The sequence below is a fragment of the Pseudarthrobacter sp. CCNWLW217 genome (assembly GCF_037203985.1).
Classification (GTDB): Bacteria; Actinomycetota; Actinomycetes; order Actinomycetales; family Micrococcaceae; genus Arthrobacter.
Genome location: NZ_JBBCBT010000005.1, coordinates 80,024 through 92,909 on the forward strand (window position 1 = coordinate 80,024; position 12,886 = coordinate 92,909).

Here is a 12,886-nt window from a genome sequence, read left to right on the forward strand (position 1 = left end):
AGGAAGAAGACTACCCCGAGGTACTGACTACTAGACAGCTAACTGGCGATTAAGTTTTTTTTGCTACAACTGGGACTTTGCCGGATGGAACTTTTGCTGCGCCACGGTCAGTCCTTCCCTGACCAGCACATCCACGGCGTCTGCCGCTTCATCCAGCAGGAACGGCAGCTCCTTGCGCTCAGCCGTGCCGAAGTCGCGAAGGACGTAGTCGGCGGTGTCCATCCGCCCGGGAGGCCGTCCGACCCCAACCCGGACCCGCAGATAATCCTTGGTTGACAGGGCCTTGGACATGTCGCGCAATCCGTTGTGCCCGCCTTCCCCACCGCCGGACTTCAGTTTGACCGTATTAAAGGGGATGTCGATCTCGTCGTGCACTGCAACGACATGGTCCGGTCCGATGCCGTAAAAATTGGCCAGCGCTGCGACGGGGCCGCCGGAAACATTCATGTAGCTCATGGGTTTGGCCAGCACAACGCGGGGGCCACCAATCCCCAGGCGGCCTTCGAGTACCTGGGCCCGGGCCTTGTGCGTCTTGAAACTGCCGCCGATCCGGCTGGCTAGTTCATCCAGGACCATCTGGCCTACGTTGTGCCTGTTGCCTTTGTACTCGGTCCCGGGATTCCCGAGGCCAACGATCAGCCACGTGTCAGTCATGCGTCAATCCTAAGGTGGTAAAACGGCAGTGGCCGGATCCCGTGGGGGATCCGGCCACTGCTGCTGCGGTCCGAAATTACTCGGCTGCTGCCGAGGAAGCCTCAGTGGCGCCTTCGGATGCCTCTTCTTCGGTGACCTCGGTGGCCTCGGAGATGTTGACAACCAGGGCGTCAGCGTCGGCCAGCAGGACAGCGCCCTTGGGAAGAACGAGGTCGGAAGCGTGGATGTGCTCGCCGGCGCTGCGGCCTTCGATGCTCACCTCGACGGCGGTGGGCAGGTGGGTTGCCTCGGCTTCGAGGGAGATAACGGTCAGTTCCTGGTTGTAGACGTTGCCCGGGGCAAGTTCGCCTACGACGTGGACGGGGATGTCGACCGTGACCTTCTCGCCCTTGCGGACGGTCAGCAGGTCGATGTGCTCGATGATCTGCTTGATGGGGTCGCGCTGGACGTCCTTGACGAGTGCCAGGTGGCCTTCGCCGTTGATGTCCAGGGACAGCAGGGCGTTGGCGGTGCGGACGGCCAGGGTGGTGGCCTTTGCTGGCAGGGTGATGTGGATCGGCTCTGCACCGTGGCCGTAGATGACAGCCGGGATCTGGCCGGCCATGCGGGCGCGGCGGGCGAAGCCCTTGCCGAATTCAGTGCGTACTTCTGCTGCGAGCTTCTGCTCAGACATGTGTTTCTCCTTGAAGACTAAACGGTGTTCAGCAAGGGCGGAGGTCTGTTGCGACCTTCAACGCCGGGCGGCCCGCGGGCGGCCCTTCAAGAAGGGAGGTTCAGACCCAGTCGATAACGGAGACCTGCAATCTGATGTCCGCAGAACGGCAACCAGGTGCTCTCCCTCGCCAAGGTTTCGTGGAACAGCTTATCAGCGCCGGGCCCAATTCCTGAAAACGGGGCGCAATACGGATAAGGCGTGGTGGGGCCAGCCGGGTCCCGGCTGGCCCCACCAGCAGGATCAGGCGTTGCCGTCGAACAGGCTGGTGACGGATCCGTCGTCGAACACTTCGCGGATGGCGCGTCCAATCAGGGGCGCGATGGACAGCACCGTCAGCTGGGGGAAGCGCTTGGCGGCAGGAATGGGCAGGGTGTCGGTGACCACCACTTCGCGGGCGCCTGACTCGGACAACCGGCGGGCGGCAGGGTCGGAGAAGACGGCGTGGGTCGCGGCGATGATGACATCCTTTGCCCCGGCGTTCTTGAGCACCTGGACGGCTCCGGAGATGGTTCCGCCCGTATCGATCATGTCGTCGATCAGGACACAGGTGCGGCCTTCGATCTGGCCAACAACGGTTTTGGAGACTGCCTGGTTTGGAACGGTGAGGTCGCGGCTCTTGTGCACGAAGGCCAGCGGGGCGCCGCCGAGGCGCTCCGCCCACTGCTCGGCCACCCGGACGCGTCCAGTGTCCGGGGAGACGACCGTGATGTTGTCCGCGGCAACCCGTGTGCGGATGTAGTCAGCGAGCAGCGGGATGGCCATGAGGTGGTCAACGGGGCCGTCGAAGAATCCCTGGATCTGGGAAGTGTGCAGGTCAACGCTCATGATGCGGTCAGCACCGGCAGTCTTGTACAGATCTGCGACCAGACGGGCGGAAATCGGCTCGCGGCCGCGGCCCTTCTTGTCTTGCCGGGAGTAAGGGTAGAACGGTGAAACTACGGTGATGCGCTTGGCGGATGCCCGCTTCAGCGAATCAATCATGATCAGCTGCTCCATGAGGTGGTTGTTCAGCGGTGCCGGGTGCGCCTGGATGACGAAGGCATCCGTGCCGCGGACGCTCTCACCGGCGCGCACGTAGATTTCCCCGTTGGCGAAGTCATACGCGTCGATGGGCAGCAGCTCGGTTCCCAGCTCCTTAGCGATCTCCCGGGCAAGCTCGGGATGTGCCCGCCCCGCGGCAAGCACCAGCTTCTTCTCGCCGTGCGCCGTAATTTCGCTCATTATTGCTTGCCCTCTTCTGTAGGTGCCTGGGTACTTGAGGAATCTTCGGTGGCCGCCTGGGCCAGCTCTGCGGAGCGTGTGCCGGGCCGGTTGGCCAGGACCCAGCCTTCCGAGTTTCGCTGCGCGGCGAGCGTCACTGCCAGCGCGCCGGCCGGTACGTCCTTGCGGATCACGGCGCCGGCACCGCTGTAGGCCCCGTCACCCACGGTGACGGGGGCCACAAACACTGTGTTGGAACCTGTGCGGACGCCGGAGCCGATGACCGTGCGGTGCTTCTTCTCGCCGTCGTAATTGGCCGTGATGTTGCCGCAACCGATGTTGGTGTCCTCGCCGATCTCGGCGTCGCCGGCATAGCCCAGGTGGGACAGTTTGGAGCCGCGGCCGATGGTGACGTTCTTCGTTTCGTAGAAGGCGCCAATTTTGCCGGTGTCGCCCAGGACGGTGCCGGGACGGAGATACGTGAAGGGCCCGACGGCGGCATCCGCTCCAATCACCGCGCCGGAACCATGGGTGCGGACCACCTTTGCTCCTTCACCCACTACAACGTCCGTCAGGGTGGTGTCGGGGCCGACGACGGCGTCGCGGGCCACCTTCGTGGCGCCGTGCAGTTGGGTATTGGGCAGGATCCGGACGTCCTCATCGAGTGTGACGGTGGAATCGATCCAGGTGGTGGCGGGGTCTACCACGGTGACGCCGGCCCGCATCCAGGCCTCGACTGTCCGGCGGTTGAGTTCTGCCCCGAGCGCCGACAGTTGGACGCGGTCGTTCGCGCCCTCAACCTGCCAGCGGTCCTCGGTGACGACGGCGGCGACCCGGCCGCCCGACTGCCTGGCCAGCCCCAAGACGTCAGTGAGGTACTTTTCGCCCTGCGAATTCTCGGTGGTGACGTGCACCAGCGCATCGCGCAAGACACCGGCGTCGAAGGCGTAAATGCCGGAGTTGACCTCGCGGATGAGCCGCTCTGCTTCGGAAGCATCCTTGTGCTCACGGATGCCGGTGACGGTTCCGTCGTCGCCGCGCAGGATTCGGCCATAGCCGGTGGCGTCGTCCAGCACAGCCGTCAGGACGGTCACCGCGTTGGATTCGCGTTCATGGGTGGCAACCAGTTCGGCCAGCAGGCTGCCGGTCAAAAGCGGAACATCCCCATAAGTGACAACGACCGTGCCGGTCAGCGGCTGGTGTGCGTCGAGGGCGTGGAGCGCAACTTCAACGGCGCGGCCGGTGCCCGGAATGTCATCCTGGTCAACGATGACGGCGTCCGGGTCAAGGTCCACCAGGTGCTTGGCCACGAGGTCACGCTCATGCCGGACAACAAGGGCCAGCTGCCGGGGGTTGATGCTGCGGGCGGCCAGCAAGGCATGCCCCACCATGGAGCGGCCGCCAATTTCGTGGAGGATCTTGGGTGTACGGGATTTCATCCGGGTACCGGCGCCTGCTGCCAGAACGATGACGGCGGCTGGGCCGGTAGTCTCGGGGATCACGTACGGGCTCTCCTTGCTTTGTTTGCGCGGTGCTTGCGTGCGCCGTGCGCCGGCGCGGTGCCGGCCGGGCCGGCGGCCTGGTGCGGCACCGAGATCATCCTACTGGACGGTCATCGCACAGCAGTTCCGCCCATAGGATTCGAACCTATACTCCACGGCTCCAAAGGCCGGGGTGCTGCCATTACACCAGAGCGGACCATGCCGCCGGCACGAGGCCCGGGCACAAGTATTTATTTTGCCATGGGTTCGGGGCCCGATGCGACATCGGCCAGAATCCGCCTTCATCGAGGCGCTGCCCGACGGTAAGGCATGATGGAAATGTGACCAACAACCCTCCTCGGATTCGTATGACAGGCCTGCAGCGGCGCAGCCAGCTGATCGAGGTGGGACGCGGGCTCTTTGCCATCCGAGGGCTCGACGGAACAACGATTGAGGAGATTGCCGCCTGCGCCGGGGTATCCAAACCGGTCATCTATGAACACTTCGGTTCCAAGGAAGGCCTGTACACGGAGGTAGTGGACTTCGAGTTCCGCATCCTGCTCGACTCGATCAACACCGCCCTGACCGAAGAAGCCAAGCCGCGCATCATGGTGGAGCGTGCCGCCCTCGCCCTGCTGACCTACATCGAGGACCGCACCGACGGCTTCCGCATCCTGATGCGGGACGCTCCGCCGTCCCAGCCGGAAGGCGCCTTTTCCACGCTGCTGTCCCACGTCACCGCCCGGGTGGAACACATTCTTTCCGACGAATTCGACCGCCGCGGCTTCAGCGCCGAGGACGGCGCCATGTACGCGCAGATGCTCGTGGGCATGGTGGCCATGACCGGCCAGTGGTGGCAGGACAGCCGCCAGCCGGACAAACACACGGTCGCGGCACACCTGGTCAACCTCGCCTGGAACGGCCTCACAGGCCTCAAAAAGGACCCGGAGCTCCGCGGCGAGGCTTAGTTTCCGGCAGTGGTCACCACCACGGCGCAGGCGCCCTTCGCGGTCGTCCGTGGTCACCACGGCGGCGCAGTGGCCCTTCGCCGTCCCCTGGTCACCTTTGCGGCGCAGTGGCCCTTCGCCGTCGCTTAGACACGACGCATAGGGGCACCTGCGGTCGCTGAGCGACCTCCAGCGCCCGATGCGCCGCGATGCGCGACTACACGAAGACCCCCTGCCCCGCGATTGCCGAAGGTTCCATTGGGGATCAGCCGCCAGGCACCACCACCCCCAACCTGCAGAAGGTTCCGCGTGGGTTGCCTACTGTTCCACGGCGGCAAGGTAACGTGCCCTCGCCCAAGGCGACCGAGGCCGGCGAGGCTCAACAGGCTATTCGCCGAGGACTTCCAGGGCCTCTAACCATTCGAGTTCCAGCGCTTCGCGTTCACCGGCGAGGTCCTTGAGCTTCTTGTTTTGCTCGCCCAGGGCATCGAAGTCGTTCTCCGCGGTGCTTTTGACCATCTGGTCGTGGAGCTTCTTTTCCTGCTGTTCGAGCTTGCCCAATTGGCGTTCGATCCGGTTCTTGGCCTTGCGGGCGTCGCGCTTTTCGGCTTCGGAGGCTCCGGAGGATGCGGGAGCTGCGCTGCCGCTCGGACCGGTGACGGGATTGCCGCCGCCGGTGATGGTGGATCCGGCCAACGCTGATTCGCGGAGCTCCAGGTACTGGTCCACGCCACGCGGCAGGGCGCGGATCTTCCCGTCACCCAGGAGTGCCATCTGGTGGTCGGTGACACGCTCCAGCAGGTAGCGGTCGTGGCTCACCACCACGAGGGTGCCCGGCCAGCCGTCCAGGACGTCCTCGACGGCGGCGAGGGTGTCCGTGTCAAGGTCGTTGGTGGGCTCATCGAGCATCAGCACGTTGGGCTCCCCCACCAGCAGCCGCAGCAGCTGGAGGCGCCGGCGCTCACCGCCGGAAAGATCCTTCACCGGAGTCCACTGCTTCTCCTTCGTGAAGCCAAGCTGCTCCACCAGCTGGCCAGCCGTGAATTCTTTGCCGCCCACGTTGAAGGATCGTTTCTCGCGCTCGATCACTTCGATAACACGGAGGTCCGAGACGTCGTCGAGTTCTTTGACTTCCTGGGTCAGCACGGCGGTGACCACAGTCTTGCCGCGCTTCAGCTTGCCGGAGGACGGCTCGATCTGGCCGTTGAGGAGCTTCAGCAGGGTGGTCTTGCCGGCCCCGTTGACGCCCACCAGGCCCAGCCGCTCACCAGGCGCAAGCCGCAGGGTGATGTTGTCGAAGAGCTTCTGCCCTTCGTCGCCGCCAAGGTAGTCCAGCGACACGTTTTCCAGGTCCAGGACGTCCTTGCCCAGGCGGGCCGTGGCCATTTTGCTCAGTGCCGTGGAGTCACGCGGCTCCGGAACATCGGCGATCAGGGCATTGGCTGCCTCGATCCGGAATTTCGGCTTGGCCGTGCGGGCAGGGGCGCCGCGCCTCAGCCACGCCAGCTCCTTCTTCACCAGTTGCTGGCGCTTGCTTTCCATCACCGTGGCCGAGCGGTCACGCTCGGCGCGGGCCAGGACGTAAGCTGCGTAGCCGCCGTCGAACGGGTCCATGATGCCGTCGTGGATTTCCCAGGTCTTGGTGCAAACTTCGTCGAGGAACCAGCGGTCGTGTGTGACCACGAGGAAGGCGCCCTGGTTGGCCCGCCACCGGGTCTTCAGGTGCCGGGACAGCCACGCGACGCCTTCGACGTCAAGGTGGTTGGTGGGCTCGTCGAGCATGATGACGTCATGGTCCTCGATCAGCAGCTTGGCAAGCGCCACCCGCCGCTTCTGCCCACCGGACAGGGCGTGGACGTTCGCGTGCCAGTCGACGTCGGACACCAGTCCGCCCATGACCTCGCGGATTTGGGGGTTGCGGGCCCATTCGTAGTCGGCTTGGTCGCCAACGATCGCAGCACCGACGGTAAGGTCGCCGTCGAGTACGTCACTCTGGTCCAGGTATCCGATGTTGACTTCGCTGCGCTTGGTCACGCGGCCGGAATCCGGGGTGGAGCGCATAGCCAGGAGGCGCATGAGCGTCGACTTGCCGTCGCCGTTCCGGCCCACCATGCCGATCCGGTCGCCCTCCTCAAGTCCGAGGGTGATGCCGTCCAGGACGGTGCGCGTCGCGTACGAAACCGTAAGGTTTTCGCCGCCAAGAAGGTGTGCCAAGGGAACTGCTTTCTACTGCTTAATACGAAGAGGGCTCTTAAAGGAGGGTATCGGAGATGATGCGGGCACCTGGCACGGGCCCGTGCACAGCCCAGGCCGTAAGACCGTGGTGCAGCAGGTCCTCCGCGAGGCTTTCGGCGGCCGCCGGGCTGTGGGCCAGCAGGGCCACAGTGGGACCCGAGCCTGAGACGATGCCGGCGATGGCACCGAGCGATTCGCCCATGCCCAACGTGCTGCGGAGGTCCGGGGCCAGTTCAATGGAGGCACGCTGCAGGTCGTTCACCAGCACCCTGCTCAACGCTTCGGCGTCTCCGCTGCGCAATGCCTGCAGGATCTTGGGATCCACGCCGTCAGGCTCGGCTGCCACAACACCCTCGGCCTCGCGAAGCCTGTCCAGGGTCCGGTATACCTCCGGCGTGCTGAGGCCGTACTCAGCTGCCACCAGCACCCAGTCGGTCTGGGCCTTGGCCAGCGCCGGCGAGAGTTCGTCACCTAGGCCCAGGCCCACGGCCGTCCCGCCCAGCAGGGAGAACGGAACGTCGGCACCCAACTCCCCCGCCAAGTGGGCCAGTTCCTCCCGTGACAGGCCGCTGTTCCATAACGCATCGCACGCCAGCAACGTCGCGGCAGCATCCGCCGAACCACCGCCCATGCCTCCAGCCACCGGCACGCGCTTGGTGATCTCGAGGTGGACCCCCGTGGCGTGTTCGGAGACATCGGCCATGATGGCAGCGGCTTTGTAGGCGAGGTTGTTCTCATCCAGCGGGATGTCCACGCCGTCGAGGTCAAGAGTGCTGTCCGGGCTGATGCTGACTGTAATGCCCGGGGCCTCCATGCTGGTGGCGGAGACCTCTTCGTAAAGAGAGACCGCCAAGTACACGCTGGCAACCGAATGGTAACCGTCCGGGCGGAGCGGGCCCACATCCAGGGAAACGTTGACCTTCCCCGGGGCTTTAACGCGGACGGTCCGCGCGGCGAACCGTCCTGCAAGCGCATTCACGCGGTGGCCTCGCGGGCTTCGGCAATCCTTGCGAAGGCTAAGATATCGATGACTTCGCCCCGGGCCGTGGGATCGACGCCAGCTGCCACCAGGCAGCGCTCGGCCTCGGCCGCACCACCCGCCCAGCCGGCCAAGGCTGCCCGCAGGGTCTTGCGACGCTGCGCAAACGCAGCGTCGATCACAGCGAAGACTTGTTCCCGCGTAGCAGTGGTGGCAGGCGGCTCCCTCCGTGTGAAGGCCACTAGCCCGGAGTGGATCTTAGGTGCAGGCCAGAACACGTTCATGCCGATCACCCCGGCCTTGCGCATGCTGCTGTACCACGCGGCTTTGACGGACGGCACCCCGTACGTCTTGGATCCCGGTCCTGCCGCGAGCCTGTCGGCCACTTCGTCCTGCACCATCACGAGGCCGTGCTGGAGGCTCGGGAAGTGCTGAAGCAGATGGAGGACCACTGGTACGGCCACGTTATAGGGAAGGTTGGCAACGAGCGCGGTCGGTTCCACGGGCAGCGTCGTCACCTTCATCGCGTCAGCCTGGACGAGGTGGAAGTCGTCAACGGCCCCTGGCCGCCATTCAGTAACGGTGTGGGGCAGCTTCGCGGCCAGGACCGGATCAATTTCGACGGCGACTACCGACTTTGCGGCGTCCAGCAGCCCCAGCGTCAGGGAGCCGAGCCCAGGACCCACCTCCAGGACCGTCTCGTCAGCTCCGATATTGGCAACTGAGACGATCCTGCGAATGGTGTTGCCGTCGATGACGAAATTTTGCCCGAGAGTCTTTGTGGGCCGGATTCCGATCTCTTCCGCCAGCCGGCGTATGTCGGAGGCACCGAAGAGGGGTGCGGGCGCGGCGGGGCTCGGTTCAGTCACCTAGATATCCTATCCCGGCGGCCATCCCCGCCATGCGGAATCAACGTAATGGCCGGCCCCGGTAGTCCGGGGCCGGCCATTACGTTGATTGTTCAGTCATGCCCGGCGCGGCTGTGGTCGGCTGCCACGGCAGGGTTGGCCCGTGAATCGGGAGCGACGGTCCTAGCTGGTGGCCGCCCAGCCACAGCCCCAGGGCTGGAGGCCACGCTGTGCGTACACGCGGTTGGCGATATCAATCTGCTGGGCCTTGGTGGCCAGGCTGGCGTTCGGGGCGTAGGCACCGCCGCCCGAGCCGATCCATGTCCGGATGTCGAACTGGAGGCCGCCGTAGTAGCCGTTGCCGGTGTTGATGGACCAGTTGCCACCCGACTCGCACTGGGCGATCTTGTCCCACATGGCTTCATTCATCATGGCCGGGGCAGCGGCACCGGTGTTTGTGCCGGCGGGGGCGGTGGCTGCCGGCTTCGCCTTGGTGCCCACTGTGACCTGCTCTGTCACAGGCTGAACGGTCACGGTCTCGGAAACCAGTGTGCGGGACGCCTCGCGGCCATCAACCAAAACCAGTTTGAAGGTCCGCTCAACCTTTCCGGCGGCGCCAGCCTGGGTCACCTTCTTCTCACCCTTGAACATATCGGCGCTTTCGGAGGTCATCGTCTCGAACTTGACGTCCTCCGTGGTTGCCGCCGTCTGGCCGGTATCCACTCGGGAGACCTTAACCACCATGTTGTTTACCACGGGGGCGTTGCCCGGCTGCGAGCTCCGGTCGTTCACGCCCAGGCTCACGCCTGCATCCTCAAGGACGGCCTCCACTGTGGAGGCGGTGGTAGTTGTCGTGGTGACTTTTCCGTCGGCAACGATGCTGACGTTCTTGGGCGTTGTGATGGAGACGAACGATCCGTCCACGGCCAGCTGGGCGTCCTTCGGAACGGACACGGACGACGAACTGGCCACACCGAGCTCGGTCACGAGTCCGGCGACGTCCGGGGACGTGGTGCTGACGGTCTTTTCGGAGCCATCGAGACTGACTTTCACGGCCTTGGCCATGTTCACATTGATAACGGTGCCGTTTTCAACGGTCTCGTCGACGGACGGCGATACCCGGTCCGCCGGCTTCAGGTCCAGTTTTGCGCTTTTGACAACCTGGCCCACTGTGCCGCCGAAGGTCTGGACTGAACTGACCTTGCCGTCGACATTAAGCGTGATTGTTTTGTTATTTCCGACAAAGGCGACGAGCCCGAGCACGAGCGCGCAAAGCACCACCAGCTGGGTACCAACCTTGACGAAACTGAACTTGCCGTCAGATGTGAAAAGCTTGACCACGATTGCCCGTAACTTTAGGACCATCCGGGCACGGGGAAAAACGCAGTAAAACACCCGGCGCAGAACCCCTGAGGTCAGCTCCGGGCACCTTTGCGCCGCCACACTCCACGCGGCAGGCATGCGGCATCACGGCCGTCCATGATCCTGCAGCGGATGAAGTGAATTATCCGAAGGCCTTCCCCGACCCCGGCTAATAGTTACCCACTGTAACCGTAGCGTTATAAAGCGGCCAAGAATTTTGCATACCCGGTATTCGCAGGTCCTCAGTCTTTGGTCGCGGTCTCAGTCCCAGGATCCGTAGGCCCGCACGGTATTTTCGCTAATCTGCTGACAAAGCCCCGCAAGGTCGGCTCCTGTCACATCAGCCATGGCCCTGACCGTGTACGGCACCATGTAACTGGCGTTTGCCCGGCCACGGTGCGGGTGCGGGGTGAGGAAGGGCGCATCGGTTTCCACCAGCACCAGCCCCGGTTCGGCCACTGCGAGCGCCGCCCGAAGATTGTGGGCGTTCTTGAAGGTCAGGGTGCCTGCGAAGGACATGTTCCAGCCCTCCGCATTGCAGATTCGGGCCAACTCCTCGTCCCCCGAAAAGCAGTGGAAGACCACGCGCTCGGGAGCCCCTTCTTCCCGCAGGACCTTAACAACGTCATCGTGGGCGTCGCGGTCGTGGATCTGGAGGGTCAGGCCCAGCCTCTTGGCGATGTCTATGTGGCGCCTGAACGAGTAGCGCTGATGCACCAGGCCCTCCCCTTCCGTGCGGAAGAAATCCAGCCCGGTTTCGCCAATAGCCCGGATGCGGGGATGGGCTGCAAGCCGCTCAATCTCCGCCAAAGCGTCCTCCAGCTCGCCGCGGGCGGCGTAATCCGGGGCGTCATTGGGGTGCAGTGCCACAGCACCCAGCAGCCTGCTGTCCTGACCTACTGCCTCCACGGTGAAGCGGGAGGATTCGAGGTCGCAGCCCACTTGGACCACCCCCTGCACTCCGACAGCCTGGGCGGCATCCAAGGCAGCGGAGATCCCTACTGGCCCCGCGCCGTCGGGAAAATCAAGGTGGGTGTGGTTGTCCATGACCGGGACCGGCAGTGGCTCGGGCGCCGGCGGAAAGGCCCGCCCGCCAGCAGCCGCAACCGAGGCTGAACCGTCCGTCCCGGCGGTACGGTAGGCGGCGGGAATCAGCGAATTGCACATCCCACTAGCCTAGCGGCGGCCGATGCACCGAGAATTACGGGAACTCTCTGTCAGGCACGGCAGTTCTGTTAGTAGTCTGTTACCAACAGATGCGAACGCCCACCGACGGGCGAAGGCAGGCTTGCTGTCCCGTCCCAGTCGATACCGGGCTGAAAGGTTGCCGATGGACTCCCACCGACGCACGGCCGTCAATGAGATCGAAACCGCAGGCCGGACCTTCGCAGGGATTGCGGAACCGGTCACGCAGCTGAACGGCCACAAGGTCCAGGCGATGGACGCGGCCGCCTTCCACTCTGCAAGCCGGCGCATCCTGGACGAGATCAATACAGTCATCGATGGAAAGTCTGAGGCCGCAAAACTGGCCCTGACCGTCCTTCTGGCCCAGGGCCACCTCCTGCTCGAGGACGTGCCCGGCGTCGGCAAGACGCTGCTCGCCAAGACCCTCGCACGGACCATCGACTGCACAGTAAGCCGGATCCAGTTCACCCCTGACCTGTTGCCGTCCGACGTCACCGGCGTGTCCATCTACAACCAGTCTTCCCGCCTGTTCGAGTTCCGCCCGGGTGCGGTGTTCGCCAACATCGTCATTGGTGACGAAATCAACCGGGCCTCGGCCAAGACACAGTCCGCGCTTTTGGAGTGCATGGAGGAGCACCAGGTCACCGTGGACGGGCACTCCTACAAACTTGATGAGCCGTTCATGGTGGTCGCCACGCAGAATCCGATCGAGATGGAGGGTACCTATCCCCTGCCGGAAGCGCAGCGGGACCGCTTTATGGCACGTATCTCCATGGGCTATCCGGACAAGGACTCCGAGATCGAAATGCTGGAAACCCACCAAGCCACGTCGCCGCTGGCAAAGGTCTCGGCCGTGGTCACCGCCGCAGACGTCGCGGCGATGATTGCCGCTGTCCAGAAGGTCTATGTATCGCAGGCCGTCAAGGAATACACCGTGTCCGTGGGCAGGGCCACCCGTGAGAGTCCCCTGCTCAGGCTGGGCGCCAGTCCTCGCTCGATGCTGCAGCTGCTCCGCGCGGCCAAGGCCACGGCAGCCCTGGACGAACGTGATTTTGTGCTTCCCGATGACGTGGTCAACGTTGCCGAATCTGTCCTTGCCCACCGGATTATCCTGGACCGCAAGGCCGCCAGTGCCGGGGAGACCCCACACAGCGTCATCCGCGGCATCCTGAACAGGCTTCCCGTCAGCCAGGACCTGGCTGACGCCGCGACCCGGTTCGTGGCCAAGCCGGCGCCGGGCACGCCACCGGGCTCCGGGCTCCGCAGGAATCACTAGGCAG

General features: G+C 64.4%; 11 protein-coding genes and 1 tRNA gene. 2 read left to right on the forward strand and 10 right to left on the reverse strand.

The features are described from left to right. Nucleotides 1-63 precede the first annotated feature (63 nt). The 5 genes from pth to V9L18_RS07695 form a co-directional block, all read right to left on the reverse strand. Complete coding sequence (pth, locus tag V9L18_RS07675) at nucleotides 64-654, reverse strand: aminoacyl-tRNA hydrolase (RefSeq protein ID WP_337346600.1); 591 nt, start codon at nucleotides 652-654, stop codon at nucleotides 64-66. A gap of 76 nt (nucleotides 655-730) precedes the next feature. After that, on the reverse strand, nucleotides 731-1,327 hold the full coding sequence (locus V9L18_RS07680) for a 50S ribosomal protein L25/general stress protein Ctc (RefSeq protein ID WP_337346601.1): 597 nt from the start codon (nucleotides 1,325-1,327) through the stop codon (nucleotides 731-733). Nucleotides 1,328-1,609: 282 nt separating this feature from the next. Then, on the reverse strand, nucleotides 1,610-2,590 hold the full coding sequence (locus V9L18_RS07685; RefSeq protein WP_337346602.1) for a ribose-phosphate diphosphokinase: 981 nt from the start codon (nucleotides 2,588-2,590) through the stop codon (nucleotides 1,610-1,612). After that, entirely contained in the window at nucleotides 2,590-4,071 is a 1,482-nt protein-coding gene (gene glmU / locus V9L18_RS07690) for a bifunctional UDP-N-acetylglucosamine diphosphorylase/glucosamine-1-phosphate N-acetyltransferase GlmU (RefSeq protein ID WP_337346603.1), read from the reverse strand. The genes V9L18_RS07685 and glmU overlap by 1 nt, the downstream gene beginning before the upstream one ends. Nucleotides 4,072-4,195: 124 nt before the next feature. Beyond that, a tRNA-Gln gene (locus tag V9L18_RS07695) sits at nucleotides 4,196-4,267 on the reverse strand. 124 nt (nucleotides 4,268-4,391) lie between these two features. Here V9L18_RS07695 and V9L18_RS07700 point away from each other — a divergent pair. Continuing rightward, the gene (locus tag V9L18_RS07700; RefSeq protein WP_337346604.1) at nucleotides 4,392-5,018 is read left to right on the forward strand and encodes a TetR/AcrR family transcriptional regulator; all 627 of its coding nucleotides are present in this window, start codon (nucleotides 4,392-4,394) and stop codon (nucleotides 5,016-5,018) included. Between the two features lie 366 nt (nucleotides 5,019-5,384). Here the strand turns inward: V9L18_RS07700 and V9L18_RS07705 are convergent, their stop codons facing one another. From V9L18_RS07705 to V9L18_RS07725, 5 genes are all read right to left on the reverse strand, one after another. Beyond that, nucleotides 5,385-7,211 (reverse strand): ABC-F family ATP-binding cassette domain-containing protein, encoded by a 1,827-nt coding sequence (locus V9L18_RS07705; RefSeq protein ID WP_337346605.1) that lies wholly within the window; start codon nucleotides 7,209-7,211, stop codon nucleotides 5,385-5,387. Between the two features lie 37 nt (nucleotides 7,212-7,248). Beyond that, on the reverse strand, nucleotides 7,249-8,211 hold the full coding sequence (locus V9L18_RS07710; protein WP_337346606.1) for a 4-(cytidine 5'-diphospho)-2-C-methyl-D-erythritol kinase: 963 nt from the start codon (nucleotides 8,209-8,211) through the stop codon (nucleotides 7,249-7,251). Continuing rightward, a complete protein-coding gene (gene rsmA, locus V9L18_RS07715) occupies nucleotides 8,208-9,080 on the reverse strand; it encodes a 16S rRNA (adenine(1518)-N(6)/adenine(1519)-N(6))-dimethyltransferase RsmA (protein WP_337346607.1) in 873 nt (290 codons plus the stop codon). Before rsmA ends, V9L18_RS07710 begins: the two co-directional genes overlap by 4 nt. A gap of 162 nt (nucleotides 9,081-9,242) precedes the next feature. Continuing rightward, nucleotides 9,243-10,400 carry a transglycosylase family protein gene (locus V9L18_RS07720; RefSeq protein WP_337346608.1) on the reverse strand — a complete coding sequence of 386 codons (1,158 nt, stop codon included), beginning with the start codon at nucleotides 10,398-10,400 and terminating at the stop codon, nucleotides 9,243-9,245. Nucleotides 10,401-10,682: 282 nt separating this feature from the next. Beyond that, complete coding sequence (locus tag V9L18_RS07725; protein WP_337346609.1) at nucleotides 10,683-11,588, reverse strand: TatD family hydrolase; 906 nt, start codon at nucleotides 11,586-11,588, stop codon at nucleotides 10,683-10,685. A 163-nt stretch (nucleotides 11,589-11,751) separates the two neighbouring features. On the opposite strand from V9L18_RS07725, the gene V9L18_RS07730 reads away from it, so the two are divergent. Beyond that, nucleotides 11,752-12,882 carry an AAA family ATPase gene (locus V9L18_RS07730; RefSeq protein ID WP_337346610.1) on the forward strand — a complete coding sequence of 377 codons (1,131 nt, stop codon included), beginning with the start codon at nucleotides 11,752-11,754 and terminating at the stop codon, nucleotides 12,880-12,882. The last annotated feature ends 4 nt before the right edge of the window (nucleotides 12,883-12,886 follow it).

Bases quoted from the DNA above. Each gene is read 5' to 3' on its own strand.
- pth (WP_337346600.1), bottom strand. From the start codon at position 654: ATGACTGACACGTGGCTGATCGTTGGCCTCGGGAATCCCGGGACCGAG.
- V9L18_RS07680 (WP_337346601.1), bottom strand. From the start codon at position 1,327: ATGTCTGAGCAGAAGCTCGCAGCAGAAGTACGCACTGAATTCGGCAAG.
- V9L18_RS07685 (WP_337346602.1), bottom strand. From the start codon at position 2,590: ATGAGCGAAATTACGGCGCACGGCGAGAAGAAGCTGGTGCTTGCCGCG.
- V9L18_RS07725 (WP_337346609.1), bottom strand. From the start codon at position 11,588: ATGTGCAATTCGCTGATTCCCGCCGCCTACCGTACCGCCGGGACGGAC.
- V9L18_RS07730 (WP_337346610.1), top strand. From the start codon at position 11,752: ATGGACTCCCACCGACGCACGGCCGTCAATGAGATCGAAACCGCAGGC.